This window comes from Agrococcus terreus (genome assembly GCF_014645235.1).
Taxonomy (GTDB): domain Bacteria; phylum Actinomycetota; class Actinomycetes; order Actinomycetales; family Microbacteriaceae; genus Agrococcus; species Agrococcus terreus.
Genome location: NZ_BMLM01000001.1, coordinates 1,378,470 through 1,405,417, shown reverse-complemented (window position 1 = coordinate 1,405,417; position 26,948 = coordinate 1,378,470). Strand labels below are relative to the sequence as shown.

Annotated in this window: 24 protein-coding genes, 3 tRNA genes and 1 other RNA gene; 12 read left to right on the top strand and 16 right to left on the bottom strand. The window is 74.1% G+C overall.

Annotated features, from left to right (window positions below):
• Positions 1 to 50 precede the first annotated feature (50 nt).
• Genes IEW90_RS06830 through IEW90_RS06820 form a run of 3 tightly spaced genes read left to right on the top strand, consistent with a single transcriptional unit; the run spans position 51 to position 3,837 of the window.
• Positions 51 to 836 carry a DeoR/GlpR family DNA-binding transcription regulator gene (locus IEW90_RS06830; RefSeq protein WP_188717358.1) on the top strand — a complete coding sequence of 262 codons (786 nt, stop codon included), beginning with the start codon at positions 51 to 53 and terminating at the stop codon, positions 834 to 836.
• Positions 833 to 1,855, top strand: a complete 1,023-nt coding sequence (locus tag IEW90_RS06825) for a 1-phosphofructokinase family hexose kinase (RefSeq protein WP_188717356.1) — start codon at positions 833 to 835, stop codon at positions 1,853 to 1,855. The genes IEW90_RS06830 and IEW90_RS06825 overlap by 4 nt, the downstream gene beginning before the upstream one ends.
• Complete coding sequence (locus IEW90_RS06820) at positions 1,855 to 3,837, top strand: PTS fructose transporter subunit IIABC (RefSeq protein ID WP_188717354.1); 1,983 nt, start codon at positions 1,855 to 1,857, stop codon at positions 3,835 to 3,837. Before IEW90_RS06825 ends, IEW90_RS06820 begins: the two co-directional genes overlap by 1 nt.
• Positions 3,838 to 3,897: 60 nt before the next feature.
• On the opposite strand, the gene rnpB is transcribed toward IEW90_RS06820, so the two are convergent.
• Positions 3,898 to 4,273, bottom strand: an RNA gene (rnpB, locus tag IEW90_RS06815) — RNase P RNA component class A.
• A gap of 71 nt (positions 4,274 to 4,344) precedes the next feature.
• On the opposite strand from rnpB, the gene IEW90_RS06810 reads away from it, so the two are divergent.
• Positions 4,345 to 5,691, top strand: a complete 1,347-nt coding sequence (locus IEW90_RS06810; protein ID WP_188717352.1) for an MFS transporter — start codon at positions 4,345 to 4,347, stop codon at positions 5,689 to 5,691.
• Here IEW90_RS06810 and IEW90_RS06805 read toward each other — a convergent pair.
• From IEW90_RS06805 to IEW90_RS06785, 5 genes are all read right to left on the bottom strand, one after another.
• Positions 5,688 to 6,428, bottom strand: a complete 741-nt coding sequence (locus tag IEW90_RS06805; RefSeq protein WP_188717350.1) for a zinc ribbon domain-containing protein — start codon at positions 6,426 to 6,428, stop codon at positions 5,688 to 5,690. The genes IEW90_RS06810 and IEW90_RS06805 overlap by 4 nt on opposite strands.
• Complete coding sequence (locus IEW90_RS06800; RefSeq protein WP_188717347.1) at positions 6,419 to 7,276, bottom strand: Nif3-like dinuclear metal center hexameric protein; 858 nt, start codon at positions 7,274 to 7,276, stop codon at positions 6,419 to 6,421. Before IEW90_RS06800 ends, IEW90_RS06805 begins: the two co-directional genes overlap by 10 nt.
• A gap of 47 nt (positions 7,277 to 7,323) precedes the next feature.
• Positions 7,324 to 8,094: an SDR family NAD(P)-dependent oxidoreductase gene (locus tag IEW90_RS06795; RefSeq protein WP_188717341.1), complete on the bottom strand. Its 771-nt coding sequence runs from the start codon at positions 8,092 to 8,094 to the stop codon at positions 7,324 to 7,326.
• 64 nt (positions 8,095 to 8,158) lie between these two features.
• Positions 8,159 to 8,231 (bottom strand) — tRNA-Val (locus IEW90_RS06790).
• 52 nt (positions 8,232 to 8,283) lie between these two features.
• Complete coding sequence (locus IEW90_RS06785; protein WP_188717339.1) at positions 8,284 to 8,778, bottom strand: peroxiredoxin; 495 nt, start codon at positions 8,776 to 8,778, stop codon at positions 8,284 to 8,286.
• Between the two features lie 151 nt (positions 8,779 to 8,929).
• Between IEW90_RS06785 and aceE the strand changes: the two genes are divergently transcribed.
• The 6 genes from aceE to IEW90_RS06755 all read left to right on the top strand — a co-directional run bounded on the left by aceE (position 8,930) and on the right by IEW90_RS06755 (position 16,460).
• Positions 8,930 to 11,644: a pyruvate dehydrogenase (acetyl-transferring), homodimeric type gene (aceE, locus tag IEW90_RS06780; RefSeq protein WP_188717337.1), complete on the top strand. Its 2,715-nt coding sequence runs from the start codon at positions 8,930 to 8,932 to the stop codon at positions 11,642 to 11,644.
• A gap of 88 nt (positions 11,645 to 11,732) precedes the next feature.
• The gene (locus IEW90_RS06775; protein WP_229679528.1) at positions 11,733 to 12,956 is read left to right on the top strand and encodes a PucR family transcriptional regulator; all 1,224 of its coding nucleotides are present in this window, start codon (positions 11,733 to 11,735) and stop codon (positions 12,954 to 12,956) included.
• Positions 12,957 to 12,960: 4 nt separating this feature from the next.
• Entirely contained in the window at positions 12,961 to 13,878 is a 918-nt protein-coding gene (locus IEW90_RS06770; RefSeq protein WP_188717335.1) for an ACP S-malonyltransferase, read from the top strand.
• The gene (locus IEW90_RS06765) at positions 13,875 to 14,870 is read left to right on the top strand and encodes a beta-ketoacyl-ACP synthase III (protein ID WP_188717333.1); all 996 of its coding nucleotides are present in this window, start codon (positions 13,875 to 13,877) and stop codon (positions 14,868 to 14,870) included. The genes IEW90_RS06770 and IEW90_RS06765 overlap by 4 nt, the downstream gene beginning before the upstream one ends.
• A 44-nt stretch (positions 14,871 to 14,914) precedes the next feature.
• Positions 14,915 to 15,163 carry an acyl carrier protein gene (locus IEW90_RS06760; protein ID WP_188717331.1) on the top strand — a complete coding sequence of 83 codons (249 nt, stop codon included), beginning with the start codon at positions 14,915 to 14,917 and terminating at the stop codon, positions 15,161 to 15,163.
• Positions 15,164 to 15,224: 61 nt separating this feature from the next.
• Complete coding sequence (locus tag IEW90_RS06755; RefSeq protein ID WP_188717329.1) at positions 15,225 to 16,460, top strand: beta-ketoacyl-[acyl-carrier-protein] synthase family protein; 1,236 nt, start codon at positions 15,225 to 15,227, stop codon at positions 16,458 to 16,460.
• Positions 16,461 to 16,541: 81 nt separating this feature from the next.
• Here the strand turns inward: IEW90_RS06755 and IEW90_RS06750 are convergent, their stop codons facing one another.
• Together IEW90_RS06750 and IEW90_RS06745 are read right to left on the bottom strand one after the other, a co-directional pair.
• Positions 16,542 to 17,069: a DUF3145 family protein gene (locus IEW90_RS06750; RefSeq protein ID WP_188717327.1), complete on the bottom strand. Its 528-nt coding sequence runs from the start codon at positions 17,067 to 17,069 to the stop codon at positions 16,542 to 16,544.
• 110 nt (positions 17,070 to 17,179) lie between these two features.
• Entirely contained in the window at positions 17,180 to 18,001 is an 822-nt protein-coding gene (locus IEW90_RS06745) for a DUF1684 domain-containing protein (RefSeq protein ID WP_188717325.1), read from the bottom strand.
• Between the two features lie 79 nt (positions 18,002 to 18,080).
• Between IEW90_RS06745 and IEW90_RS06740 the strand changes: the two genes are divergently transcribed.
• A complete protein-coding gene (locus tag IEW90_RS06740) occupies positions 18,081 to 18,881 on the top strand; it encodes an LLM class flavin-dependent oxidoreductase (RefSeq protein ID WP_188717323.1) in 801 nt (266 codons plus the stop codon).
• On the opposite strand, the gene IEW90_RS06735 is transcribed toward IEW90_RS06740, so the two are convergent.
• From IEW90_RS06735 to IEW90_RS06710, 6 genes are all read right to left on the bottom strand, one after another.
• The gene (locus IEW90_RS06735; RefSeq protein WP_188717321.1) at positions 18,878 to 19,960 is read right to left on the bottom strand and encodes an alanine racemase; all 1,083 of its coding nucleotides are present in this window, start codon (positions 19,958 to 19,960) and stop codon (positions 18,878 to 18,880) included. The genes IEW90_RS06740 and IEW90_RS06735 overlap by 4 nt on opposite strands.
• A 43-nt stretch (positions 19,961 to 20,003) precedes the next feature.
• Complete coding sequence (locus tag IEW90_RS06730) at positions 20,004 to 20,861, bottom strand: phosphatase PAP2 family protein (RefSeq protein ID WP_188717318.1); 858 nt, start codon at positions 20,859 to 20,861, stop codon at positions 20,004 to 20,006.
• Positions 20,862 to 20,897: 36 nt separating this feature from the next.
• A complete protein-coding gene (locus tag IEW90_RS06725; protein ID WP_229679527.1) occupies positions 20,898 to 21,761 on the bottom strand; it encodes an alpha/beta fold hydrolase in 864 nt (287 codons plus the stop codon).
• Between the two features lie 103 nt (positions 21,762 to 21,864).
• A tRNA-Ile gene (locus IEW90_RS06720) sits at positions 21,865 to 21,938 on the bottom strand.
• A gap of 26 nt (positions 21,939 to 21,964) precedes the next feature.
• Entirely contained in the window at positions 21,965 to 23,164 is a 1,200-nt protein-coding gene (locus IEW90_RS06715) for a glycosyltransferase (RefSeq protein WP_188717314.1), read from the bottom strand.
• Positions 23,161 to 24,102 (bottom strand): DMT family transporter, encoded by a 942-nt coding sequence (locus IEW90_RS06710; protein WP_229679526.1) that lies wholly within the window; start codon positions 24,100 to 24,102, stop codon positions 23,161 to 23,163. The genes IEW90_RS06715 and IEW90_RS06710 overlap by 4 nt, the downstream gene beginning before the upstream one ends.
• 41 nt (positions 24,103 to 24,143) lie before the next feature.
• Here IEW90_RS06710 and def point away from each other — a divergent pair, with 41 nt between their 5' ends.
• The gene (def, locus tag IEW90_RS06705; protein WP_188717312.1) at positions 24,144 to 24,707 is read left to right on the top strand and encodes a peptide deformylase; all 564 of its coding nucleotides are present in this window, start codon (positions 24,144 to 24,146) and stop codon (positions 24,705 to 24,707) included.
• Positions 24,708 to 24,952: 245 nt separating this feature from the next.
• Here def and IEW90_RS06700 read toward each other — a convergent pair.
• Positions 24,953 to 25,025, bottom strand: a tRNA-Asn gene (locus IEW90_RS06700).
• 68 nt (positions 25,026 to 25,093) lie between these two features.
• Positions 25,094 to 26,944: a DNA primase gene (gene dnaG / locus IEW90_RS06695; protein WP_188717310.1), complete on the bottom strand. Its 1,851-nt coding sequence runs from the start codon at positions 26,942 to 26,944 to the stop codon at positions 25,094 to 25,096.
• Positions 26,945 to 26,948: the final 4 nt, after the last annotated feature.

The window sequence follows — 26,948 nt, the reverse complement described above, 5'->3', positions numbered from 1 at the left end:
TCTTGTTTCATCTGTGTTCGTGTTGTAGCGTCTGCGATGTGGAAGCACCGATGCTCGCCCCCCAGCGCCGCGACGAGATCGCCGCGCGCATCCGCGCCGACGGGCGCGTGCTCGTCACCGAGCTCGCGCGCGACCTCGGCATCACGACCGAGACCGTGCGGCGCGACCTCGACGCGCTCGAGGATGCCGGCGTCGCCCGCCGGGTGCACGGCGGCGCGATCAGCGCCGGCCGCACCAGCCTCGTCGAGCCCGCGATCGCCCAGCGCGAGACCGAGAACGCCGAGGGCAAGCGCCGCATCGCGCGCCTCGCGTGCCGTCGGCTGCTGGCGCTCGGCGCCACGAGCGTGCTCCTCGACGCCGGCACCACCACCGCGGCCATCGCGCATGAGCTCGTCGCCACCTGGCCCGGCGAGGGCGGCCCGCGCCTGGTCGTCGCCACGCACTCCCCCGGCATCGCGCAGATCCTCGCCGCGCACCCGTCGATCGAGGTGCACGCGATCGGCGGCCGCATCCGCGCCGTCACCGGCGCCGCGGTCGGCGCGCAGACGGTCCTCGCGATCGGCGCGCTGCGCCCCGACGTCGTCATCCTCGGCACGAACGGCGTCGACCCCGACGGCGTCTCGACGCCCGACCCCGACGAGGCCGCGGTCAAGGCGGCGATCGTCGCAGCCGGCCGCCGCGTCGCCGTCGTCGCCGACACCGCGAAGCTGGGCACGACGTCGCTCGTGCGCTTCGCGGGCCTCGGCGCCGTCGACGTGCTGCTCACCGACACCGCGCCCGCCGCGGAGCTCTCCGAGGCGCTCGAGGCAGCCGGATGCGAGGTGCAGGTCGCATGATCGTCACGCTCACGCTCAACCCCTCGATCGACCGCACCGTCGAGCTCGGCACCCCGCTCGAGCGCGGCGCCGTGCAGCGCACGGCTGCCCCCGCCGTCGATGTCGCCGCCGGCAAGGGCGTCAACGTCGCCCGGGTGCTCGCGGCCGCCGGCGTCGAGGCGCGCGCGGTCGTCATGGCCGACCCCGACGACCCTTTCACCGCCCTGCTCGCCCACGACCGCGTCGACGCCGTCGCTGTGCCCGTCGGCGCGCCCGTGCGCACCAACCTCGCGCTCACGGAGCCGGACGGCACGACCACGAAGGTCAACGAGCCGGGCGCCGAGCTCGACGACGCGGCGGTCGCCCGGATGCTCGAGGCCGTGCACCACGCGGTCCCCGGCGCCTCCTGGTTCGTCGTCGCCGGCTCGCTGCCCGCGGGCGCGCGACCCACGATCGTGGTCGACGCCATCCGCGCCGCCCGCACGGGCGAGCCGCACCTGCGCGTCGCCGTCGACACGTCCGGCGCACCCCTCGCCGCGGCCGTCGCAGCCGGCGGCGTCGACCTCGTGAAGCCCAACGACGAGGAGCTCGAGGAGCTGCTGGGGCTCGCGCACGGCGCGATCGACTCCCCCGAGCGCGCCGCGGATGCCGCCGCGGCGCTCGTCGGCCGCGGCGTGGGCGCGGTGCTGCTCACGCTCGGCGGCGACGGCGCGATCCTCGCCGACGCCCAGGGCGCGCACCGGGCATCGCCGCCGCCCACCGTCGTCCGCTCGACGGTCGGCGCGGGCGACGCGAGCCTCGCGGGCCTCCTCATCGCCGACGCGCGCGGCGACGACGCCGCGGGCCTCCTCGCCCAGGCGGTCGCGCACGGCTCCGCCGCCGCCGCCATGCCCGGCACCGGCTTCCCGACCCCCGCCGACGCCGACGCCTCCCGCGTCGCCGTCTCCCCCATCCCGACCGCGGCGCCCGCCGCCGGCCAGTCCGCGGCTCCGGCCGCTGTCCACCCCGCGGCCCCGGCCGCCGTCCACCAGGAGCGCTGATGCCCCAGATCATCACCCCCGAGCTCGTCATGCTCGACGCCGACCTCGGCGCCGACAAGGAGTCGGTCATCCGAGCGCTCGCGGCACGCGCCGCGGGCACCCCGCGCGTCGTCGACGCCGACGGCCTCGTCGAGGCCGTGCTGGCGCGCGAGGCGCTCACCCCGACCGGCATGGGCGGCGGCATCGCCATCCCGCACGCCAAGACGGCAGCGGTCGTGGAGCCGAGCCTCGGCTTCGCGCGCCTGCGCCCCGCGGTCGACTTCGGCGCGCCCGACGGCCCCGCCGACCTCGTCTTCCTCATCATGGCGCCCGACGGCGCGGCCGAGACGCACCTCGCGGTGCTCTCGAAGCTCGCCGGCTCGCTCGTCGACGAGGAGTTCACGAATGCCCTCCGCGCCGTCGTCGGCCCCGAGGACGTCGTCGCCCTCGTCGACCGCGCCGTCGCCGACGAGCCCGAGGAGGAGGCCGCCCCCGTCGCCGAGGGCCAGCGCAGCATCGTCGCCGTGACGGCCTGCCCGACCGGCATCGCGCACACGTACATGGCGGCGGATGCGCTGAAGGCCGCGGGCGAGCGCGCCCACGTGCGGATCGTCGTCGAGACGCAGGGCTCGAGCGGCACGAAGCGCCTCGACCCGTCGGTCATCGCCGGGGCGGACGCCGCGATCTTCGCCGTCGACGTCGACGTGCGCGACCGCTCGCGCTTCGCCGGCAAGCCCTACGTGCAGGTGCCGGTGAAGAAGGGCATCGACGCCCCCGACCAGCTCATCGCCGACGCCCTGCGCATCGCCGACGACCCGCAGGGCGCGCGCGTCGCGGGCGGCGGCGCCACCGACGAGGCCGCGCCCGCGCAGGCGTCCGGCTCGATCGGCGGCACCGTGAAGCGCGCGCTCCTCACGGGCGTGAGCTACATGATCCCGTTCGTCGCGGGCGGCGGCCTGCTCATCGCCCTCGGCTTCCTCTTCGGCGGCTACCGCATCACCGACGTCGCGGGCGACGTCATCGTGCAGAACGCCCTCTGGAACCTGCCGGAGGGCGGCCTCGGCCAGTACCTCGGCGCGGTCCTGTTCTCGATCGGCGCGGCATCGATGGGCTTCCTCGTGCCCGCACTCTCGGGCTACATCGCCTACGCGATCGCCGACCGACCCGGCATCGCCCCCGGCTTCGTCGCCGGCGCCGTGGCGCTGCTCATGAGCGCCGGCTTCATCGGCGGCCTCGTCGGCGGCCTGCTCGCGGGCCTCGCCGCCTGGTGGATCGGCACGTGGCGCGTGCCGCAGTGGATGCGCGGCCTCATGCCCGTCGTCATCATCCCGCTGCTGGCCTCGCTGTTCGCATCCGGCCTCATGGTCATGCTGCTCGGCGGACCGATCGCGTCGCTCATGGCGGGCCTCACCGGGTGGCTGGAGTCGCTCACGGGCGCCGCGGCGATCGGCCTGGGCCTGCTCCTCGGCACCATGATGGCGTTCGACCTCGGCGGCCCCATCAACAAGGTGGCCTACGGGTTCGCGGTCGCCGGGCTCGGCGCCGGCTCGCCCGAGAACCCGGCACCGTGGATGATCATGGCCGCGGTCATGGCCGCCGGCATGGTGCCTCCGCTCGGCATGGCCCTCGCCACCCTGCTCGACCGCAAGCTCTTCACGCTCGCGGAGCGCGAGAACGGCAAGGCCGCGTGGCTCCTCGGCGCCTCGTTCATCTCGGAGGGCGCCATCCCGTTCGCCGCGGCTGACCCGCTGCGCGTCATCCCGGCCTCGATCCTCGGCGCCGCGACGACCGGTGCCATCTCGATGGCGGCCGGCGTCACGAGCCAGGCGCCGCACGGCGGGTTCTTCGTGTTCTTCGCGATCGGCAACCTGCTGATCTTCGCCGTCGCCATCGCGGTCGGCACCGTCATCACGGGCCTCGCGGTCATCGCGCTGAAGCGCTGGGTGCGTCGCACGCCCGTCGCCGCGGCCGCCGTCGACGAGCCGGCCCTCGTCGCCGCCTAGCGACCGGACCGATCGAGCGCTCCTCGGGCACCTGCCCGGGGAGCGCTCGTCGTCGTGGGGCGAACCGGCCGGCCGATACGCCGGGTTCTGTCGTGGACGGTCATCTCTCTACGAGCTGCATCGCTGCAGCCCTCTAGCGACCTACCCGCGGATGGGACGAGCAGCCCCGTGATCCGCTGTCTGGTCTTGCTCCGGGCGAGGTTTGCCTAGCCGTCGCGCTCGCGCGCGGCGCTGGTGGGCTCTTGCCCCACCGTTTCACTCCTGGCCGATCGGGACGGATCCCGACCGGTGGACCTGCTCTCTGTTGCACTTGCTCGCGGGTTGCCCCGGGTGGACGTTATCCACCGCCCTGCTCTGCGGAGCCCGGACGTTCCTCGGCGCGGAGCCTGCACCCTCTCGGGAGCCTGCCTCGCGACGCGACCGCCTGGCCGACCGGTTCGCTCGCACCAGGATACGCCGACAGCGCGTGGTCGGATTGCTGGCCCGGGTGCAGATATCGTGGAGCGAGTGACCGCAGCCTCCCTCGCGCCCGTCCCCGCGCGCCTTCGCCGCCGCTCCATGCTCGCCTCCGCCGTCGGCAACGGCCTCGAGTGGTTCGACTGGAACATCTACGTCGTCTTCACCGCGTACCTGACGGCCAACCTCTTCGACCAGGGCGACCCGGGATCCGCGCTGCTGCTCACGCTCGCGATCTTCGGCGTCGGCTTCGTCTTCCGGCCCGTGGGCGGGATGCTCGCGGGCATCCTCGCCGACCGGCTCGGGCGGCGCTGGGTGATGATCGCGACCATGCTCACGATGAGCGCCGCCTCGCTGCTCATCGCGGTCATCCCCGACTACGCGACGGCCGGCGTGTGGGCCTCCGTGCTGCTGCTCGTCGCGCGGCTCGCGCAGGGCCTCGCCCACGGCGCCGAGTCGACGGCCGGCTACACGTACATCGCCGAGATCGCGCCCGCGCCGCGACGGGGCCTGTGGTCGTCGACGCTCGCGATGGGCGTGCTCGTCGGGTCGATGCTCGCGAGCGGCATGGGATGGGCGCTCACGACCGCGCTCGGCCCGGAGGCCATGGGGGCGTGGGGCTGGCGCATCCCGTTCGCGGTCGGCGCGCTGCTCGCGATCGTGGTCATGGTGCTGCGCCGCACGATGATGGAGACCGAGCAGTTCGAGCGGGAGCTGCGGCCGGCGGCTGCACCGGTGCGCGACGAGCCGCTCGCGCCCGGAGAGCGTCGAGCGCTGTGGTGGGCCTCCGTGCGCGTCTTCTGGTTCGTCGCGGCGATCACGATCGTCTTCTACACCTGGCTCACAGCCGCCTCCTCGCTCGCGACCACGCAGCACGGCATGGATCCGGCCGCTGCCCTCGCCTCGAGCTTCGCCGCCCAGGCGCTCTGCGTGTGCCTCATGCCGCTCATGGGCCGCCTGAGCGACCGGGTCGGCCGCCGCCCGGTAGCCCTCGCGTTCTCGCTCGGCTTCGTCGTGCTCAGCTTCCCGCTTATGGGGATGATCTCGAGCGAGCCGTGGACGCTGCTCGTGGCGCAGTCGATCGCCCTCGCGTTCGTCGCGTGCGGCAACTCGATCTACTCGGCGCTGCTCGCCGAGCAGTTCCCCACCCGGCACCGCGCGCGCGGCATCGGCATCGCGATGTCGCTCTCGGTCGCGATCTTCGGCGGCAGCGTGCTCTACCTCAACCAGTGGCTCACCGGGCAGGGCCTGCAGTGGCTGTTCGTACTGTGCTTCGTGCTCGTCTGCCTCGCCTCGGCGGTGGCCGTCTGGCGCATGCCCGAGACGAAGGGCGTCGAGCTGCACCGGATCGGCGAGCGCGACGAGCGCGCCGCCGAGCCGGCCACGGCGCGGGGCTAGAGGCCGCTCTCCTCGGTGCGCACGAGGATCGCGCTCGAGTTCGGGTCGAGGATGACGTCGTCCTCCGGCGCCGACCGCACCTCGTGCAGCTCGGCCGCGGTGAGCTCGACGCCCGACGCATCGGAGGTGCGGCGGCGCAGCAGCGTCGCGCCGATGCCGTAGCGGGCGCGCTGGCGCTCGTACAGGGCCAGCAGGTCCTCGGGCACGGGCGTCGCCCGCTCGCCGCGCTCGGCGCGCGCCGCCTCGAGCTCGCGCTCGATGGAGGCCGCCTCGACCTCGCGCTCGGCGGCGAGCCGCTCGCGCTCCTCGCGCGCGGTCGCGGCCTCGGCGCGAGCGGCGGCGAGGGCCGTCGCGGCCTCCTCCTGCCGCTCCATCGCCTCGAGCTCCATGTCCTCGAGGTCGCTGCGGCGGCGCTCGAGCGTGGCGATCTCGTGCTCGGTCGCCGTCGCGGTCTTCGCGTCGGTCAGCGTCGGCAGGCGGTCGCGGTTGCGCTGCAGCCGTGCCGCGACGGTCTGCACGTCCGACTCGATGCGTCCGACCTCCGCCTCGGCGTCGTCGTGCGCGCCGAGCCGCTCGAGCACCGCGCGGTCGAGCTGCGAGAGCTCGGTGTCGAGCTCCTCGATGCGCTTCGACTGCGGCAGGTTCTTCGCCTTGGCCGTGAGCCGCACGATCCGCGTGTCGACGTCCTGCAGCGCCAGCAGCAGCCGCTGGTCGTGGTTCGAGGCCTTCAGTGCCATGCTCGCTCCTCCTGCGGGGCCTCGCCCCGCGCCTGCGGGACGGCGAAGTCCCACGGATCCGTCCTGATGTCGCTGACCAGCACCTCGACGCCCGGCAGCGCGGCGCGCAGCTCGTCGGCAGCGGGCCGCAGCCACAGCGACTCGCTCGCCCAGTGCGAGACGTCGACGAGCGCGGGGCCCTCGCCCGCCGCGTGCCGCTCGCGCGCGTCGGACGCCGGATGGTGCCGCAGGTCGCTCGTGATGTAGGCGTCGGCGCCCGCGACCTCGGCCTCGCGCAGCAGCGAGTCGCCCGCACCGCCGCAGATGGCGACGCGGCGCACCGCGCGGTCGGCGTCGCCGGCGACGCGGATGCCGCCCGCGACGGCGGGCAGCAGCCCGGCGAGCGTGCGGGCGAGGTCGCCGAGGGTCGTCGCCGCGGGCAGGTCGCCGACGCGGCCGAGGCCCTTCGCCGGATCGACGCGGTTCACGACGATCGGCCGCGCGCCCTCGAGCCCGAGCATCCGGGCGAGCTCGCCGCTCGTGCCGCGGTCGACGGCGTCGGCGTTCGTGTGCGCCGCGAGCAGCGCCGTGCGGGCCCGGACGAGGCGGGTGATGACGCGGCCCGCCGGCGTGGTGGCGGCGACGCTCGTGGCGCCCCGCAGCAGCAGCGGGTGGTGCACGAGCAGCAGCTGCGCGCCCCGCTCCACCGCCTCGGCCGCGGTCGCCTCGACGGCGTCGACCGCGAGCAGCACGCGCTCGACCGGGTCGGCCGGGTCGCCGGCGACGAGCCCGACGGCGTCCCAGTCCTCGGCGGTCGCCGCGGGCCAGAGGGACTCCACCGCGCGCTGGACGTCGGCAACGCTGGTCATGCGCTCCATCCTAGGGATGCGCGATCGGCAGGCTCCGGCGCACTGGCCTACCTCGGCGGCATCCGCAGCGCGCCGTCCATGCGGATCGTCTCACCGTTGAGGTAGTCGTGCTCCACGACCATGCCGACGAGCCGCGCGAACTCGTCCGGACGCGCGAGGCGGGCGGGGAACGGCACGGTGGCCTCGAGGCCCGCGCGCACCTCGTCGCCGAGGCCGGCCATCATCGGGGTGTCGACGACGCCCGGCGCGATCGTGACGACGCGCACGCCGTGCCGCGCGAGCTCGCGCGCCGCCGGCAGCGTCATCGCCGCGACGGCTCCCTTCGAGGCGCTGTAGGCGACCTGGCCGATCTGCCCGTCGAACGCGGCGACGGATGCGGTCTGCACGACGACGCCGCGCTGCCCGTCGGCGTCGAGCGGCTCGGCGGCGGCCATCGCCTCGGCGGCGAGCCGCAGCACCTGGAACGTGCCGAGGAGGTTCACGGCGATCGTGCGCTCGAAGGCGCCCTGGTCGTGCGGGCCGGAGCGGCCGAGCAGCCGCGCGCCGGTGGCGATGCCCGCGCACGAGACGGCGACGCGGAGCGGTCCGGCAGCCGACGCGGCCTCGACCGCTCGGCGCACGTCGGCCTCCGAGGTGACGTCGCCCGCGACGAGCTCGATGCCCTCGCGCCGCTCGCCCGACGCGGCCGCGCGCTCGACCGCCGCGCGCAGGTCGAGGCCGACCACGTGCGCGCCGCGCGCCGCCAGAGCCGCGGCCGTCGCCGCGCCGAGCCCCGAGGCCGCGCCCGTCACGAGCACGGACGCACCGCTGATGTCCACATCGACCTCCTCGTCGTCGCGCGGCAGCCGCGCGGATGGTGCTGCGCGCCGTCGGCGCGCGTCGTGAGCCTGGACGGGATCGAACCGCCGACATCCTCGGTGTAAGCGAGGCGCTCTGCCAGCTGAGCTACAGGCTCCTGAGCGGGTCGCCCCGCAGACACAGCCTCGCACGCCCGCGGGCGCCCGCGCTCACAGGCGCGCGAGCGCCTCCCGGTAGGCGTCGAGGTCGCGCGCCTCGGACGGACCGACGCGGAAGGCGGCGGCGACCCGCCCCTCGGCGTCGAGCACGAAGGACGCGCGCGCGGGCGTGCCGCGCTCCGACAGGAACGCGCCGTACGCCTGGGCCACCGCCCCGTGCGGCCAGAAGTCGCTGAGCAGCCGGAAGCGGAAGCCCTGCTGCTCGGCGAACACGCGCAGCGACGCCGACGTGTCGCACGAGATGGCGAGCACCTGCGCGCCGACCTCGTCGAAGATCGCCAGCTCGTCGCGGAGCGCGCACAGCTCGCCCGTGCACGTGCCCGTGAACGCCTTCGGGTAGAAGACGAGCACGACGGGCGCGCCCCGCAGCTGCGAGAGCGTCACCGCCTCGCCCGTGTGGTCGGTGAGCGTGAAGTCAGGGGCGAGCGCGCCGACCGCGGGCCCCTCGCCGCGCGCCGCAGCGCGGTCGTCGTCGTGCGTCGCCATCTGTCCCCCGACCTCCCGTGGACGGCCGCCGACGGCCGCGGATCCATGGTGGCAGAGGGCACGGCGGGGCCGGCTCGGGTGCCGCACTAGAGTGGACGGAGGGCGCCGCGCACCCAGGCCGCGCCCCACCCCCACACGACGAGGAGCATCGGTGCTGAACGACCAGGACCCCTACTCGGGCCACACGAGCGACGTAGACCCCAGCGAGACCGCCGAGTGGCAGGAGTCGCTGACGCAGCTCGTCGAGGCGAACGGCCCGCAGCGCGGCCGCGAGATCATGCTCAGCCTCCTGAAGCGCTCCAAGGAGCTGCACCTGGGCGTGCCGATGGTCCCCACCACGGACTACATCAACACGATCGCGGCCGAGGACGAGCCGGAGTTCCCCGGCGACGAGGCGATCGAGCGCACCTACCGCCGCTGGATCCGCTGGAACGCGGCGATCATGGTGCACCGCGCGCAGGCGCCCGGCATCGGCGTCGGCGGCCACATCTCGACGTACGCGTCGTCCGCCTCGCTGTACGAGGTCGGCCTCAACCACTTCTTCCGCGGCCAGGACCACGAGGGCGGCGGCGACCAGATCTTCTACCAGGGCCACGCCTCCCCCGGCATGTACGCCCGCGCGTTCCTCGAGGGCCGCCTCTCCGAGCAGCAGCTCGACGGCTTCCGTCAGGAGAAGTCGAAGGCCCCGAACGGCCTCCCCTCCTACCCGCACCCGCGCTCGATGCCGGAGTTCTGGCAGTTCCCGACCGTCTCGATGGGCCTCGGCCCGATCGACGCCATCTACCAGGCGCAGGCGAACAAGTACCTCGCCAACCGCGGCATCAAGGACAACGACTCGCAGGTGTGGGCGTTCCTCGGCGACGGCGAGATGGACGAGGTCGAGTCGCGCGGCGCGCTGCAGCTCGCCGCGAACGACGGCCTCGACAACCTCAACTTCGTCATCAACTGCAACCTGCAGCGCCTCGACGGACCCGTCCGCGGCAACGGCAAGGTCATCCAGGAGCTCGAGTCGTTCTTCCGCGGCGCGGGCTGGAACGTCATCAAGGTCGTCTGGGGCCGCGAGTGGGACTCGCTGCTCGACCAGGACCACGAGGGCGCGCTGCGCGACCTCATGAACGCCACGCCCGACGGCGACTACCAGACCTACAAGGCGGAGTCCGGCCTGTTCGTGCGCGAGCACTTCTTCGGCCGCGACGAGCGCACGGCGGCGATGGTCAAGGACATGACCGACGACGAGATCTGGGGCCTCAAGCGCGGCGGCCACGACTACCGCAAGGTCTACGCCGCGTACAAGGCGGCGAGCGAGCACAAGGGCCAGCCGACCGTCATCCTCGCGAAGACGATCAAGGGCTACGGCCTCGGCAAGTCCTTCGAGGCGCGCAACGCGACGCACCAGATGAAGAAGCTGACGCTCGACGACCTCAAGGCGTTCCGCGACCACCTGCAGCTCGACATCTCGGACCAGCAGCTCGAGGCCGACCCGTACCGCCCGCCGTACATCCACCCGGGCGAGGGCTCGGCCGAGCTCGAGTACCTGCACGAGCGCCGCCGCGCGCTCGGCGGCTACACGCCCGAGCGCCGCACGAAGCACACGGTCATCCCGATGCCCGGCGACGCCACGTACGCGCTGCCGAAGAAGGGCTCGGGCAAGCAGGAGGTCGCCACGACGATGGCGTTCGTCCGCCTGCTCAAGGACCTCCTGCGCGACAAGGGCTGGGGCGAGCGGTTCGTGCCGATCATCCCCGACGAGGCGCGCACCTTCGGCATCGACGCGTTCTTCCCGACGGCGAAGATCTACAACCCCAAGGGCCAGAACTACACCTCGGTCGACCGCGACCTGCTGCTGAAGTACCGCGAGGCGCCCGACGGCCAGATCGTGCACGTCGGCATCAACGAGGCCGGCGCAATGGCGGCGTTCATCGCCGCCGGCACGTCGTACTCGACGCACGGCGAGCCGCTCGTGCCGATCTACGTGTTCTACTCGATGTTCGGCTTCCAGCGCACCGCCGACTCCATCTGGGCGGCCGCCGACCAGATGACGCGCGGCTTCCTCATCGGCGCCACCGCGGGCCGCACGACGCTCACGGGCGAGGGCCTGCAGCACGCCGACGGCCACTCGCCGCTGATCGCGTCGACGAACCCGGCCGTGCTCGCGTACGACCCGGCCTACGGCTACGAGATCGCCCACCTCATGCAGATGGGCCTCGAGCGGATGTACGGCGAGACGAACGAGGACATCATCATGTACCTCACCGTCTACAACGAGCCGATGCTGCAGCCGGCGGAGCCGGAGGGCGTCGACGTCGAGGGCATCTGCCGCGGCATCCACAAGGTCTCCGAGAGCGACCACCACGAGATCAAGGTGCAACTGCTCGGCTCGGGCGTCTCGCTGCCGTGGCTCCACCACGCGCAGGAGCTGCTCGGCAGCGACTGGGGCATCTCGGCCGACATCTGGTCGGTCACCTCGTGGAGCGAGCTGCGCCGCGACGCCATCGCCGCCGACGAGCACAACCTCCTCCACCCGCAGGACGACGCGATCGTGCCCTACGTCACGCACCGCCTGTCGGAGGCGGAGGGGCCGTTCATCGCGACGACCGACTACATGCGCGCCGTCCCCGACCAGATCCGCGAGTGGGTCCCGGGCGACTACGCGACGCTCGGCGCCGACGGCTTCGGCTTCTCGGACACCCGCGCCGCCGCCCGCCGCTTCTTCACGATCGACAGCCACTCGGTCGTGGTGCGCGCTCTGCAGTCGCTCGCGCAGCAGGGCAAGGTGCCGCTGGGCATGGTGCAGCAGGCCATCGACAAGTACCGGCTCCTCGACGTGAACGCGGGCGAGTCCGGCACGGTCGGCGGCGACGCGTAGGGGCACGCCGCTGAGCGCCGACGCGGAGCTCAAGGCGCAGCAGCTCGCGTGGCTGCGGCGCACCTCCGGCGACCTCGCGACGCAGGTGTTGCGGGCGCTCGACGACCGCCTGCCCTGGTACCGCACGATGCCGCCCTCGCGGCGGAGCGCGGTCGGGCTCGTGGCGCAGTCGGGCATCACGTCCTTCATCGCCTGGCACGAGGATCCGGAGGCGCAGCCGTGGATCGCCGCCGACGTCTTCGCGGCGGCCCCCCGCGAGCTGCTGCGCAGCGTGAGCCTGCAGCAGACCCTGCAGCTCATCCGCACGGTCGTGTCGGTCTTCGAGGACCGCATCGGCGGGGCCGACGCCTCGATGCGGGAGCCGATCCTGCTCTACTCGCGCGAGATCGCCTTCGCCGCCGCGGACGTCTACGCCCGCGCGGCGGAGTCGCGCGGCCTGTGGGACGCGCGGCTCGAGGCGCTCGTCGTCGACTCGATCCTCACGGGCGAGCACGACGACGAGCTGCCGAGCCGCTCGGCGGCGCTCGGCTGGCACGGCCGCGGCGAGTGCGCCGTGCTCGTCGGCATCGCGCCGCGGCAGCTCGACGTCGACATCATCCGCCGCAGGGCCCGCCACGTCGGCTGCGACGTGCTCGTGGGCGTCCAGGGCACGCGGCTCGTCGTCGTCATCGGCCGTGCCGCTTCGGACGAGGAGGCCGCGGGTGGCGAGCCCATCGACTTCCTCACGATCGCCGACGCGCTCGCGGAGGGCTTCGCCGAGGGCCAGCTCGTGCTCGGCCCGCCCGTGCCGAGCATCGTCGACGCCGCGCAGAGCGCGAAGGCGGCCCTCGCGGGCTTCGCCGTCGCCGACGCCTGGCGTCGCACCCCGCGCCCCGTGCGCGCCGACGACCTGCTGCCCGAGCGCGCGCTCGCGGGCGACCCGCTCGCGCGCCGCGCGCTCATCCGCACCGTCTACGAGCCCCTCCGCGACCACTCGAGCGACCTGCTGGCCACCCTCGCCTGCTACCTCGACACCGGGCGCTCGCTCGAGGCGACGGCGCGCGAGCTCTTCGTGCACCCGAACACCGTGCGGTACCGCCTCAAGCGCATCAGCGAGATCATCGGCTGGGACGCCACGGGCGCGCGCGAGGCGCTCGCGCTGCACACGGCGATCATCCTCGGCGCGATCCACGAGTCGTCGCGCGAGCGCGCGCAGCGGAGCGGCCGGGCGGCCGAGCCGCGCCCGCCCCAGCCCTCGCGGCCCGGCCGCGGACGGGGCGAGGGACGTGCCGACGGCCATGCCGGCCGCGGCAGGGATGCGGTGGCAGGATGAACCGGTGATCGTCATCGTCGCGCCCGGCCAGGGCTCCCAGAAGCCCGGCTTCCTCTCCCCGTGGATCGAGCGCCCCGAGGCCCGCGACCGGCTCGTCGCGCTCGGCGAGGCCGCCGGGGTCGACCTCGTGCAGCACGGCACCGAGAGCGACGCCGACACGATCCGCGACACGCTCGTCGCGCAGCCGCTCATCGTGGCCGCCGGCATCCTCGCCCTCGACGCGCTCGGCGACCGCGCCGCGCTCGCGGGCGGGTTTGCCGGCCACTCGGTGGGCGAGATCACGGCCGCGGTCGGCGCCGGCGTGCTGACCGCCGAGGACGCGATGGCCCTCGTCGGCGAGCGCGCACGCGCCATGGCCGACGCCGCGGCGCAGACCCCCACCGGCATGGCCGCGGTGCTCGGCGGCGACGAGGCAGCCCTCGAGGCGCGCCTGGCCGAGCTCGGCCTCCAGCCCGCCAACTACAACGGCGGCGGGCAGGTCGTCGTCGCCGGCCCGCAGGACGCGCTCGCCGCCCTCGCCGAGGCGCCGCCCGAGCGGGCGCGCGTCATCCCGCTGCAGACCGCGGGCGCGTTCCACACGTCCTACATGGCCCCGGCCGTCGAGCGCTTCCGCGCGAAGGCGGAGGCCACCCCCACCGCCGACCCGACCTCGACCCTGTGGACCAACCGCGACGGCAGCGCCGTCGCCTCGGGCGCCGGCTTCCTCGAGCTCGTCGTCGGCCAGGTGTCGAGCCCCGTCCGCTGGGACCGCTGCATGGCGTCGTTCCAGGAGGCGGGCGTCACCGGCATCGTCGAGCTCGCCCCCGCCGGCGCCCTCGTGGGCCTCGCGAAGCGCGGGCTGCGCGGCGTGCCCGCCGTCGGCATCTCCACCCCTGACGACCTCCCGGCGGCCATCGAGCTGCTGGAGACCGGAGCAGCATGACCAGCATCCAGGGCACGCAGAGCCGTGCCGGCTCGCGCATCCTCTCGGTCGGCGCCGCGCGCGGCGACCTCGTGGTGCCGAACGACGACCTCGTCGGCCCGATCGACTCCTCCGACGAGTGGATCCGCCAGCGGACGGGCATCATCACGCGCGTCCGCGCCTCCGAGGGCATCGAGGCCGTCGACCTCGCCGAGACCGCCTCGCGCGAGGCGATCGAGCGCGCAGGCCTCGACGCCTCGCAGATCGACGCCGTGATCGTCTCGACGATCTCGAACACCGTGCAGACGCCGTCGATGGCGGCCCTGCTCACCGAGCGCATCGGCGCGACCCCCGCGCCCGCCTTCGACATCTCCGCCGCCTGCGCAGGCTACGCCTACGGCGTCGCCCAGGCCGACGCGCTCGTGCGGTCCGGCGCCGCCGACCACGTGCTCGTCGTCGGCGCCGAGAAGCTCTCGGAGGTCGTCGACCCCACCGACCGCTCGATCAGCTTCCTGCTGGGCGACGGCGCCGGCGCGGTCGTCGTCGGCCCCTCGGACGAGCCCGGCATCAGCCGCAGCGTCTGGGGCTCCGACGGCTCGCAGTGGGAGACCATCCGGATGACGAACACGCTCGGCTCGATGCGCGACGGCGCCGCGTGGCCGACGCTCCGCCAGGACGGCCAGTCGGTGTTCCGCTGGGCCGTGTGGGCGATGGCGAAGGTCGCCAAGCGCGCGCTCGACGAGGCCGGCGTCCAGGCCTCGGACCTCGCCGCGTTCATCCCCCACCAGGCGAACATGCGCATCATCGACGAGTTCGCGAAGCAGCTGAAGCTGCCCGACACCGTGGCGATCGCGCGCGACATCGCGACCACCGGCAACACGAGCGCGGCATCGATCCCGCTCGCGATGCACCGCCTGCTCGAGGAGCGGCCGGAGCTCTCCGGCGGGCTCGCCCTGCAGATCGGCTTCGGCGCCGGCCTCGTGTACGGCGCCCAGGTCGTCACGCTCCCCTGACTAGACTCATCCCCGTCCATCAGACACCCGAAGGAGACGCCCCCATGGCCTACACCCAGGACGAGGTCCTCGCCGGACTCGCCGAGCTCGTGAACGACGAGACCGGCATCGCGACCGAGAACGTCCAGCTCGAGAAGTCCTTCACGGACGACCTCGACATCGACTCGATCTCGATGATGACCATCGTCGTGAACGCCGAGGAGAAGTTCGACGTCAAGATCCCCGACGACGAGGTCAAGAACCTCAAGACCGTCGGCGACGCCGTGACCTACATCGTCGGCGCGCAGGCCTGACGCCAGCGGACCGCGCGTGCGGCCGGGCGACCGGCCGCACGATGCACCCACGAGGAGGAGCATGACGAAGAAGATCGTCATCACCGGCCTGGGGGCGACCTCGCCGCTCGGCGGCACCATGCGCGAGAGCTGGGAGGCGCTGCTCGCCGGCGAGTCCGGCGTGCGCGCCCTCGAGCAGGAGTGGGTCGGCCAGTACGACCTGCCCGTGACGTTCGCCGCGCAGGTCGCGGTGAAGCCCGACACGGTGCTCGAGCGGCCCGTCGCGAAGCGGCTCGACCCGTCGAGCCAGCTCGCGCTCGTCGCCGCCAAGGAGGCGTTCGCCGACGCGGGCTCGCCCGAGCTCGACCCGGAGCGCCTCGGCGTCGACTGGGCCACCGGCATCGGCGGCGTCTGGACGCTGCTCGACGCTTGGGACGCCCTGCGCGAGAAGGGCCCGCGCCGCGTCATGCCGATGACGGTCCCCATGCTCATGCCGAACGCGCCCGCCGCGGCCGTCTCGATGCACTTCGAGGCGCGCGCGTACGCGCGCACCGTTGCCTCGGCGTGCGCCTCGAGCACGGAGTCGCTCGCGATGGCCTACGAGCACCTGCAGCAGGGGCTCGCCGACGTCGTCATCGCCGGCGGCTCGGAGGCGGCCATCCACCCGGTCACGATCGCGTCGTTCGCGTCGATGCAGGCGCTCTCGCGCCGCAACGACGACCCGGCGACCGCCTCGCGGCCGTACGACGTCACGCGCGACGGCTTCGTCATGGGCGAGGGCGCCGCGGCGCTCGTGCTCGAGACGGAGGAGCACGCGCTCGCTCGCGGCGCGCGCATCTACGCCGAGCTCGCGGGCACCGGCGTGACCGCCGACTCCCACCACATCACCGCGCCCGAGCCGGAGGGCCTCGGCGCGAGCCGCGCCGTCCACGCCGCGCTCGCGCAGGCGGGCGCCACGCCCGACGAGGTGACCCACATCAACGCCCACGCCACGTCGACGCCGGTCGGCGACGTGGCCGAGGTGCGCGCCCTGCTGCGCGTCTTCGGCGAGCGGGCGAAGCAGATCCCGGTGTCGGCGACGAAGGCGGCCCACGGCCACCTGCTCGGCGGCACGGGCGCCCTGGAGGCGGCGTTCACGACGCTCGCGCTCCACGAGCGCACCGCTCCCCCGACGATCAACGTCACCGAGCAGGACCCGGATGCACCGCTGTCGATCTCGGCGACGCCGGTGGCGCTCGGCGACGGTCCGCAGCTCGCGGTGTCGAACTCGTTCGGCTTCGGCGGCCACAACGCGGTCGTCGCGATCCGCTCGGTCTGACCGGCACGCATCGAGGGCACCGCTGTTCGCAGCGGGGCCCTCGGCGTTCGTGGGGCGCTCGGCGCCCTGACGGTCGGCGGTTCAGCCGACGCGGTGCAGCCAGACGACGGGCGACGCGTCGGAGGCGTGGCGGTAGGCCTCGAGCTCGCGGTCCCAGGCGCCGCCCATGGCGTCGTCGAGGTCGGCGAGCAGGGCACGCGCATCCGGGCCGGCGGCCTCGATGGCGCCGCGGATGCGCTCCTCGGGCACGAGCACGCCGCCGGCGGCGTCGATGCGCAGGGCCGCGATGCCGAGCTGCGGCGTGTGCATCCAGCGCATGCCGTCGCTGTCGGCCGCGGGGTCCTCCGCGACCTCGAAGCGCACGTCCTTCCAGCCGGCGAGGGCGCTCGCGATGCGGGCGCCGGTGCCGACGGGGCCGCTCCAGTGCACCTCGGTGCGCTCCGCGCCCGGGGCGGCCGGCTGCGGCTGCCAGACGAAGCGGAGCGCGTCGCCGACGGCGTGCCCGACGGCCCACTCCAGGTGGGTCCGCAGGGCGCGCGGGGACGCGTGGATCCAGACGACCCCCGACGTGGTGGCGGGACGTCGCCTGAGCGTGTTCGCAGCAGTCATCGTCTCTCTCCTCGTTCGATGCGACTTCCCCATCGGTCGAACGATCGAGCAACGATGCGCCGAGTCTCCCACATGCCACTGACGAACGACAAGCCTGTCGTTCGCCCCGCTCAGCCCTCGGCGCGCTCGAACACCGGCCGCCGCTCCCCCGCCCGGATGGGGAAGGCGAGGCGGTTGCCGGCGGGCGGCAGCGGGCAGTTGTACTGGTCGCTCATCGCGCACGGCGGCACGACGGCGCGGTTGAAGTCGAGCTCGACGGTGCCGTCGTGGCGCGGCTTCACGAACAGGAAGCGGCCGACGTCGTAGGTCTCGTCGCCCGTCGTCGCATCCGCGAAGACGATCTGCAGGCTGTCGCCGTCGGGCAGCGCGAGCAGCTCGACCTGCTCGCCCTCGTGCTCGAAGCGGATCCGGCCGGGCGAGACGCCCTGGCGCAGCGAGCCGCCCTGCGACTTGCCGTACTCGAAGCCGACGCCGCCCTCGACGGCCTCGAAGGTGCCGTGCTTCACCCAGGCGGGATCGAAGTCGTACGCGTCGAGCCGCACGAAGTCCTGGTTCGCCTGCGACTCCGAGTCCCACACGCGCAGCGCGTAGCGGCCGTGGAAGTCGGGGCCGATGACGAACGCGGTGCGGCTCTCGTCGAAGCGCACCTGGCTCGGCGTCATCGAGTCGTGGCCGTAGACGATCGCCGTGCCGTCGACCTCCTGGCCGTCGACGACGATGCCGTCGTCGGCCGTCGCGGCGACCTGCAGGCCGTCGTTCGTGGGCGAGGGCGACCAGATGCCGGGCACGTCCTCGATCTCGGTCTCACCCTCGACCCACGCGGTGGTCACGAGGGCCAGAGCGCCCTGCGCGCCTCGCACGCTCGCGTCGCGCTTGCGGCGGAAGGCGGCGTGCTGCTCGGCAGCCTCAGGAGTCGTCGCGGTCTCGTCCATGGCACCAGCGTAGCCACGCGCGCCGACGCCGCGTGCATCGCGGGAGGCGCGCGTGGGCGGCGCCCCGTAGCCTCGGCCCATGGCAGCGACGCTCAGCATCATCCTCCCGCCCGACGTGCCGCCGGAGCGGTTCATCGGCCTCGCGCAGGCCGCGGAGGCCGCGGGTCTCGAGGAGGTGTGGCTGTGGGAGGACTGCTTCGCGCAGGCGGGCCTCGGGCCGTCCGCGGCCGTGCTCGCGGCGACGTCGCGCATCCGGGTCGGGCTCGGCCTCATGCCGGTGCCGCTGCGGAACGTGGCGCTCACGGCGATGGAGATCTCGGCGCTCGCGCGCATGTTCCCCGGCCGCTTCCTGCCGGGCATCGGCCACGGCGTGCTCGAGTGGATGGGCCAGGCCGGCGTGCGCGCGCGGTCGCCGCTCACGCTGCTGCGCGAGCAGGCGACGGCGCTGCGCGCACTGCTGGCGGGCGAGGAGGTCACGGTGGACGGCGAGTACGTGCGGCTCGACCGCGTGCGGCTGCGCTGGCCGCCAGGGCAGGTGCCGCCGCTGCTCATCGGCGCGGGCCGGCCGCGCACGCTCGCGCTCGCGGGCGAGCTGGGCGACGGCGTCATCCTCGCGGGCGACGACGGCCCGGAGGCCGAGACTGCGGGCGCGCGGGCGGCGCTCGATGCACGGGCTGCCGCGGGCGTGGACGCGCCGTACGAGGTGATCGAGTTCACGAGCACTGCGGCGGATGCCGGCGTCGACGACGTGCGGCGGCTCGCCGCCGCCTACCCGCTCGCGACGCGCATCACGATCCTCGCGCTCGCCCCCGACGGCACGCCCGACCGGGGCGACCGGATCGAGGCGCTCATCGTGACGATCGCGGCGGCCGCCGCCTAGCTGTTGCGGCCGCGCGCCGCCACGCGCCAGCGCGCGGCGGGCTCGAGGTCCTCCGCGGCGTGGAAGGCGAAGAGCTCGTCGGCGAGGTTGACAGCGCTGCAGACGTGGTTCGGCACGACGCGCACCCGCGTGCCGAGCGGCGGCGCGTCGTCGAGCTCGACGACCGCGTGGTGCTCGCTGAGCAGCACGATCCGCGCGTCGGGGTGGTCGAGCAGCCGACCGAAGCCGGTCGCCCACGGCGCGCGGTCGGCGCCGAGCGCCTTGGAGCCCGCGTCGACGACGATGCGGCCGGGACGCGCCGAGATCACCGTGGCGTGGCAGGTGAGCGCGACCTGGTCGGGCGCGAGCACGCCGAGCTCCCACTGCTGCGCGTCGCCGAGGGCGCTGACGCCGGGCCGCAGCTCGGTGACGGGCGACGTGAGGCCGAGGGAGGCGTCGTACGAGGGCGTGGAGCCGCCGGAGACGACGCGTGGCGGGAGGCCCACTGACCACATCGCGGCGGCGGCCGTCGTGAGCGCCTCCGCCTCCTGCACGGCCGCGGTGGCCCGCGCATCCGGAGCGTAGGCGTGGCCGGGGAAGGCGAAGACTCCCTCCACCTCGAAGCCCGCGTTCGCGGCGGCCGCGGCGACCTCGCCCGCGTCGCCCGGGTCGCAGCCCGAGCGGTGGTGGCCCGCATCCACCTCGACGCGGACGGCGACGCGGCCCGCGAGGCCGGCGCGGCCGAGCCGATCGACGCCCGCGGCCGAGTCGGCACCGACCGAGATCGCCGCGCCGCGCGCGACCATGGCGCTCAGCCGGGCGGCGCGATCCGGGTCGATCCAGAGCGGGTAGGCGATGAAGAGGTCATCGAGGCCCGCCGCGGCGAAGACCTCGGCCTCCCCCACGGTCGCGACGCTGAGGCCCGCGGCGCCTGCGGCGAGCTGCATGCGGCCGATCTCGATGCACTTGTGGGTCTTCGCGTGCGGGCGCAGCGCGACGCCGCGGGCCGTCGCGGCGTCGGCGACGCGGGCGATGTTCGCCTGCATCCGCTCGAGGTCGATCGCGAGGTACGGCGTGCCGGGGATCATGCTCGGGGCCATGCTCGGAGGCTACTCGGGTCGGTGCTCCGGACCTCGCCCCCGGCTACGCGGTCTCGGGCTCGCGCTCCCGGCCCTCCCGCCGCTCGCGCACCGTGAGATACACGCGATGCGCGGTGATGACGAGCGCGAGCCACGCGGCGCCCAGCGCGTAGCCCGCGAGCACGTCGGTGAGCCAGTGGTGGCCGAGGTAGACGCGGCTGAGCGCCACCGACGCCGTCAGCACGACCGCGGCGAGGCCGATGAGGACGCGGGCGACCGCGGAGCTGCGGCGCAGGATGAGCAGGTAGGCGATGACGCCGAGGATCGCGACGGCGTTGAGTGTGTGACCGCTCGGGAACGATGCGGAGACCTCGTAGGGCGGCACCGCGTCGGCGAGCGGCGGGCGGTCGCGGCCGATGATGCCCTTGCCGATGACCGTCATGAGCAGCGAGCCGGCACCGGCGGCGACGATCAGCACGACGGGCGTCCACGATCGTCGGCGCAGCGACAGCACGAGCAGCGAGACGATCGCGATCGCGGGCATGCCGATGGTGCCGGCGAGGTCGGTGAAGCCGGTGATGAGCGCGTCGGCGTCGGGGTTCCGGATGGTGAGGATCGCGTCGAGCAGCGGGCGATCGACGCCCGCGACGCCGTCCTCGTCGGTGACGGCGTCGTAGACGCCGACGGCGAGCGCCGTGAGCCCCGCGATGATCGCCGCGCCGATGGCGAGCGTGATGAGGAGCGCCGCGTACGGGCCGAGCCGGTCGCCGACCCACGCGCCGCCGCGGGCGAGCGTGCGGCCCAGGAGGGTGCGCCAGTGCGTCAGCTCGACGTCGCCGACCTGAGCATCCTGGCGGCGCTCGCCCTCTGCGCCGTGCTCCGACGGGTCACCCGTCCACCTGCGTGCATCGATCGGCTCCATGGGGGACGACGCTACCGATGCCAGCCGTGCGCCGGCTCAGCCCCCGGCTGCCTCGGCCGCGTCGACCTCGGTGAGCAGGGCGCGTGAGGCCGCGAGGAACTCGTCGTGCGCCTCGAGCTGCGCCCAGTGGCCGCACCCCGACGGCTCGACGAGCGTGGCGCGCGGCATGCGCCGAGCGGCGCGGCGCGACCCCTCCGGATCGACCATGGGGTCGTCGGCGCCGTGGAAGAGCAGCGCCGGCACCGCGATCCGTTGCACCGCCTCGGTGCGGTCGTTGGTGAGCCGGTCGCGGGCCAGCGTCGCCTGGTTGTAGCGCGCGTACCCCAGCGCGCCACGCGGGTGCCGGGCGAGGCGCACGAACTCGTCCACGACCGCGTCCGGCAGCGATGCCGGGTCAGCCACCATCGCGTGCAGCGCGTGCCGAGCGAAGCGGTTCGCGAGCCGGCCCGCGGGCAGCAGCAGCGGGTCCGGCAGCCTCGACGCCAGCCACGCCGCGAGATGGGTCGCCCGCGAGCCGACGCGGGGAGCCAGGCCGCCGGAGCCGATGAGGCCGAGGCCCGCGACCCGAGGGGTGTGGTGGAGGGCGAGGCTGAGCGCGACGTCGCCGCCCATCGACACCCCGAGCACCGCGGCCCGACCGACTCCGAGGGCGTCGAGCGCCTCCGCGACCACGTCGGCCATGGCGTCCGGGCCGCCGACCGGCTCGAGGTCGATGCTCGACCCGAAGCCCGGCAGGTCGAGCCCCCACACCTCGCGATCGGCGGCGAGCGGCTCGATGAGGCGGTACCAGGAGACCGCGGCGCTGTCGCTTCCGCCGCCGTGCAGCAGCAGGACCGGAGTGCGAGCCTCGGACGCACGGCCTGCGTGCAGGACGCCGAGTTCACCGGACGAGGGGTGCACCCACCGCCTCGTGGCAGCAGGCGGGACCAGGCTCGCGCCCTGCGCTCCCCTGCCCACGTCCTCACCGCCCGTCGCTCGTCCGGCTCGCGCATCCGCGCGGTCGTAGGGCGGACGGGACTTGAACCCGTGACCGAGGGATTATGAGTCCCCTGCTCTGACCAGCTGAGCTACCGCCCCGAGGCCTGTCGGCCCATCCGACGAGCCTAGTCGTGCAGCTCCACGCGGGTGTCGGGGTCGACGATGTCCTCGCCGCGGTAGAGCCGCTCGTAGGCCGTGATCGTCGTCTCGATGTCGTGCGGAGCGACCATCTGCAGGCTGTGCGCCTGGAACACCGCGTACTCCTCGTCGGACAGCCGCAGGATGCGCTCGAGCTTCTCGGCGAGGTCCTGCGGGTCGTCGGGGCGGTGCAGCCAGCCGTTCTCACCGTCGCGCACGAGGTGCGGCAGCGCCATCGCGTCGGCCGCGACGACCGGGAGGCCCGTCGCCATCGCCTCCATCGTCGCGATCGACTGCAGCTCGGCGGTCGACGGCATCGCGAAGACCTCGGCATGGCGGAGGCGGTCGCGCAGCTCCTCGTCGCTCACGAAGCCCGTGAGGGTGACGCGGTCGGCCGCCGAGAGCTCGCGCGCGAGCGCGCCGAGCTCGTCGATCTGGTCACCGCCGCCGACGATGTCGAGGTGCCAGTCGAGGTCCTGCGGCAGGCGCGCCACGGCGCGCACGAGCGTCTCGAGGCGCTTCTCGCTCGTCACGCGGCCGACGAACACGATCCGGCCGCGCTGGCGCTCCGGGTTCGGGCTGTACTCGTCGCCCGGGAGGCCGCACGAGATCGCGTGCACGCCCGTCAGGCCCGTCTTCTGCTCGAGGTAGTCGGCGCTGCGGCGGGTCGGGGTGGTCACGACGTCGCACCGGCCGAAGACCGACGCGGCATCCCGCCAGGCGATGTCGACCGCCGTGCCGTGGATGGCGCGCGGCAGGTTCGAGTGGTCCATGACGTTCTCGAACATGAGGTGGTTCGTGCCGACGACGCGGATGCCGCGCTTGTTCGCCTCGGTCGAGAAGGCCCGGCCGAGCACGAGGTGCGACTGGAAGTGCACGACGTCGGGCCGCAGCGCGTCGAGCAGCGAGGCGGCGTTCGAGTACATGCGCCACGGCTCCGCGAACCGCAACCACTCGTGCCCCGGGTAGAGGATCGAGCGGAGGCGGTGCACGGTGAAGCGCTGGCCGTCGTGCTCCTCGACGCGCGTGCCGTGCCGGCCGCGGCCCAGCGACGACGCGACCACGTGCACCTCGTGGCCGCGGCGCGTGAGCCGCGCGGCGAGCCGGGTGGTGAACTTCGCGGCGCCGTTCACGTCGGGCGCGAACGTGTCGGTGGCGATGAGGATGCGCAGGGCTCGGTCGGTCATTCCTTCTCCTCGAGCGCGTCGTCGAACGCCCGGATCTGCGGGTGATGGCGGGCGAGCTGGAACACGCCCGCGACGGCGACGGCGCCGGCGGCGGCGAAGACGAGGATGGCCCACGGCGGCGTCTCGGCGGCCTCGCCGAGCACGCTCACGCCGATGAGCACGGCGACCAGCGGGTCGACGACCGTGAGGCCGGCGATCACGAGGTCGGGCGGGCCGGACGCGTGGGCCAGCTGCACGGCGTAGCTGCCGGCGAGCATGGCGACCACGAGCGCGACGGCGCAGAGGATCGTCAGCCACTCGAACTGGCCCGAGATGATGCGGTTGATGACGACCTTCGAGAGCGTCACCACGAAGCCGTAGAGCACGCCCGCGGCGACGATGTAGAAGATCGCGTTCGCGCGCTGCCGGAACGTCCACCACAGTGCGCCGAGGCCGACGAGCGCGACGAGCAGGAGCGCGAGCACGGTGAGCAGCTGCTGGTCGCGGATCGGCCGCTCGACGGCGAAGATCGCCGCGACGCCGACGAAGACGCCGATGCCCGCGAGGCACAGCGCGATCGCGCGGATGGTGCGGTGGTCGAGGCGGATCTTCGCGATGCGGGCGTTGAGCACGGCGGTGACGACGAGCGCGACGGCGCCGAGCGGCTGCACCACGATGAGCGGCGCGAGCGCGAGCGCGCCGAGCTGCAGCACGACCGCGAGGCCGAGCAGCAGGGTGCCGACGACCCAGGCCGGGTTGCGCAGCAGCCGCGCGATCGCGCCCCACCCGAGCGAGGCGCCGCGCTGGTCGCCGCCCTCGAAGTGCCCGACGCCGCGGTGCTGGAACTGCGTGCCGACCGAGAGGAAGATGGCGCCGACGATGGCGATCGGGATGCCCAGGGCCTGCAGCGGCGTCAGCGAGATCTCTGCCGCGAGGTCGTCGAGGGCGGTGAACAGCACCCAAGAACCCTACGGCTCCAGGGCTGGATACGCTGGAGGACATGACCGTCCTGCCCATCTGCATCACCGGCGAGCCGGTCCTCCACCGCGTGGCCGAGCCCGTGCGCGCCTTCGACGAGGAGCTCCAGTCGCTCGTCGCCGACATGTTCGAGACGATGGAGGCCGCGCCCGGCGTCGGCCTCGCGGCTCCGCAGATCGGCCTGGCGAAGCGCCTGTTCGTCTACGACTGGACCGACGAGGAGGGCGTGCGCACGCGCGGCGTGGCCGCCAACCCGGAGCTGTGGATCTCTCCCCCGCCGGTCGGCGTCGCAGACGACGACGAGGAGGAGGGCTGCCTCTCGATCCCCGGTGAGCGCTTCGCGCTCAAGCGGGCGGAGCGGGCGATCCTGCGCGCGCAGGACGAGCACGGCGAGCACTACGAGCTGGAGGCGCGCGGCTGGCTCGCGCGCATCCTGCAGCACGAGTACGACCACCTCGACGGCATCCTCTACGCCGACCGGCTCGACGCGTTCGGCACGAAGGGCGTCGCGAAGGCGATCAAGCGCAACCGCTGGGGCGTGCCCGGCAACAGCTGGCTGCCCGGCGAGGACGATCTCGAGGGCTGACGCGGGTCGCGCTCAGCGGTTCCCCGCCACGAGAGGTACCGCTCCGCCCGAGGGGTACCGGTCTACACGTACCTCTCGGACGCACCCGTACCTCTCGCGATCGGCGACGGGTGTGGCTCGACCCTCCGGGTGCCGGTAGACCCGCACCCCGGCGGTCTAGGTGCACCCGTCGCACGCCGCTGGCCCGGCAGGCCCGCCGCGCCGGAGCACGCGAAAGGCCCCGCCGTGAGGCGGGGCCTTGGTCGCTCCCCGAGATGGACTCGAACCATCAACCTGCCGGTTAACAGCCGGCTGCTCTGCCAATTGAGCTATCGAGGATCGCTGCAGGAGCGGCATCCAGCGTACCACCCCGCAGAGGGTGCCATCGACCGGCGGCCGCCGCCGCCTCACTCCTGGCGCAGCGTCCGCCGCTCGCGCTCGAGCTCGACGAGCTGCTCCTGCAGCCGCTTCGCGCCCTCGGGGTCACTGCCACCGAGGCGCTGCAGCGAGCCGAGCAGCTCGGCCTTGCGGCGCAGGATGTCGCGGTCGACGAGCGAGCCGACGATGCCGCGCACGTACGCCGTCACGCCCTCCGCGGACGACTGCGGGATGGGCGCCATCGCGAGCGTGCGCACGAGCGGCACGATCTCGGCAGGCACCGACGCGGCCACCCGCTCCGAGAAGTCGGGCGCTTCGACGGCGTCGAGCGAAGCGAGCACGCCGTCGCGCACGATCGCGAGTGAGGGGTTCGCGACGTAGGCGGTCGCGCCGCGGAAGGCGAGGTCGCGGCCCAGCACGGCAGGCTGCTGCAGGAAGGCGGCGATCGCGTCGCGCTCGAGGCGCGAGGCGGGGTCGCGCTCGAGCTGCCGCAGCGCGACGTCGGCAGGCGGATGCTGGGCCTGCGCGGGCGCGTCGGGACCGCTCGGCCGCGGCGCGGCCTGGCGGACGGCGCGGCGCACCTCGTCGGGCGAGACGCCGAGCCAGCCGGCGACGGTGCGCACGTAGCCGTCGGCGAGGGCGCGGTCGCGGATCGACTGCAGGACGGGCGCCGCCCGGCGCATCGCGGCGACGCGCCCCTCGACGGTCTCGAGGTCGTGCTCGGCGACGATGCGCCGCAGCATGAACTCGAACAGCGGCCGCCGCTGCTGCACGAGCTTGCGCACGGCGTCGTCGCCCCGCTCGAGGCGCAGGTCGCACGGGTCGAGGCCGCCCGGTGCGACGGCGACGAAGGTCTGGGCCGCGAACCGCTGCTCCTCGGCGAACGTGCGCGCTGCCGCCTGCTGCCCGGCCTCGTCGGGGTCGAAGGTGAACACGACCCGGCCGAGCGCGCGCGTGTCGGTGGTCGAGACGTCGCCGAGCACGCGCCGCAGCACCTTGATGTGGTCGACGCCGAAGGACGTGCCGCAGGTGGCGACCGCCGTCGTCACGCCCGCGAGGTGGCAGGCCATGACGTCGGTGTAGCCCTCGACGACGACCGCCTCGTGGCTCTTCGCGATGTCGCGCTTGGCGAGGTCGAGGCCGTACAGCACCTGGCTCTTGCGGAAGATCGGCGTCTCGGGCGAGTTGAGGTACTTCGGGCCCTTGTCGTCGTCGAGGAGGCGCCGCGCGCCGAAGCCGATGGTCGCGCCCGCGACGTCGCGGATCGGCCAGATGAGCCGCCCGCGGAAGCGGTCGTAGGGGCCCCGCTGACCCTCCGAGAGCAGGCCCGCGCCGAGCAGCTCCGCGTCGGAGAAGCCGCGCCCCTTGAGGTGGGAGCGGAGCGCGTCGAACGACTGCGGCGCGAAGCCGACGCCGAAGCGCTCGGCCGCCGCGAGGTCGAAGCCGCGCTCGCCGAGGAACCGCTGCCCCGCGGCAGCCTGCGGCGTGAGCAGCTGCTCGCGGAAGTACGCCTCCGCCGCCTTCGACGCCTCGAGCAGCCGGAGGCGCCCGCTCGTCTCCTCCTGCGGCCGCCCGTCCTCGTAGCGGAGCGTGTAGCCCAGCTGCGAGGCGAACCGCTCGACCGTCTCCTGGAACGACGTGTGGTCCATCGCCATGACGAACTGGAAGACGTCGCCGTCCTCGCCGCAGCCGAAGCAGTGGTACCTGCCGACGGCGGGCCGCACGTGGAAGGAGGGGGTGCGCTCGTCGTGGAACGGGCACAGGCCCTTCATGCTGCCGACGCCGGCGGTCTTGAGCGTCACGTGCGCGCCGACGACGTCGACGATCGAGACTCGGGCGCGCACCTCGTCGATGTCCGCGCGCAGGATCCGCCCCGCCATCGCT

What these genes read in the sequence shown, in the direction of transcription:
- IEW90_RS06830 (WP_188717358.1), top strand. Translation starts at nt 51, where the DNA reads ATGCTCGCCCCCCAGCGCCGCGACGAGATCGCCGCGCGCATCCGCGCC.
- IEW90_RS06825 (WP_188717356.1), top strand. Translation starts at nt 833, where the DNA reads ATGATCGTCACGCTCACGCTCAACCCCTCGATCGACCGCACCGTCGAG.
- IEW90_RS06820 (WP_188717354.1), top strand. Translation starts at nt 1,855, where the DNA reads ATGCCCCAGATCATCACCCCCGAGCTCGTCATGCTCGACGCCGACCTC.
- IEW90_RS06805 (WP_188717350.1), bottom strand. Translation starts at nt 6,428, where the DNA reads ATGGCACTGAAGGCCTCGAACCACGACCAGCGGCTGCTGCTGGCGCTG.
- IEW90_RS06800 (WP_188717347.1), bottom strand. Translation starts at nt 7,276, where the DNA reads ATGACCAGCGTTGCCGACGTCCAGCGCGCGGTGGAGTCCCTCTGGCCC.
- IEW90_RS06785 (WP_188717339.1), bottom strand. Translation starts at nt 8,778, where the DNA reads ATGGCGACGCACGACGACGACCGCGCTGCGGCGCGCGGCGAGGGGCCC.
- IEW90_RS06765 (WP_188717333.1), top strand. Translation starts at nt 13,875, where the DNA reads ATGACCAGCATCCAGGGCACGCAGAGCCGTGCCGGCTCGCGCATCCTC.
- IEW90_RS06760 (WP_188717331.1), top strand. Translation starts at nt 14,915, where the DNA reads ATGGCCTACACCCAGGACGAGGTCCTCGCCGGACTCGCCGAGCTCGTG.
- IEW90_RS06755 (WP_188717329.1), top strand. Translation starts at nt 15,225, where the DNA reads ATGACGAAGAAGATCGTCATCACCGGCCTGGGGGCGACCTCGCCGCTC.
- IEW90_RS06750 (WP_188717327.1), bottom strand. Translation starts at nt 17,069, where the DNA reads ATGACTGCTGCGAACACGCTCAGGCGACGTCCCGCCACCACGTCGGGG.
- IEW90_RS06745 (WP_188717325.1), bottom strand. Translation starts at nt 18,001, where the DNA reads ATGGACGAGACCGCGACGACTCCTGAGGCTGCCGAGCAGCACGCCGCC.
- IEW90_RS06740 (WP_188717323.1), top strand. Translation starts at nt 18,081, where the DNA reads ATGGCAGCGACGCTCAGCATCATCCTCCCGCCCGACGTGCCGCCGGAG.
- IEW90_RS06735 (WP_188717321.1), bottom strand. Translation starts at nt 19,960, where the DNA reads ATGGCCCCGAGCATGATCCCCGGCACGCCGTACCTCGCGATCGACCTC.
- IEW90_RS06730 (WP_188717318.1), bottom strand. Translation starts at nt 20,861, where the DNA reads ATGGAGCCGATCGATGCACGCAGGTGGACGGGTGACCCGTCGGAGCAC.
- IEW90_RS06715 (WP_188717314.1), bottom strand. Translation starts at nt 23,164, where the DNA reads ATGACCGACCGAGCCCTGCGCATCCTCATCGCCACCGACACGTTCGCG.
- def (WP_188717312.1), top strand. Translation starts at nt 24,144, where the DNA reads ATGACCGTCCTGCCCATCTGCATCACCGGCGAGCCGGTCCTCCACCGC.
- dnaG (WP_188717310.1), bottom strand. Translation starts at nt 26,944, where the DNA reads ATGGCGGGGCGGATCCTGCGCGCGGACATCGACGAGGTGCGCGCCCGA.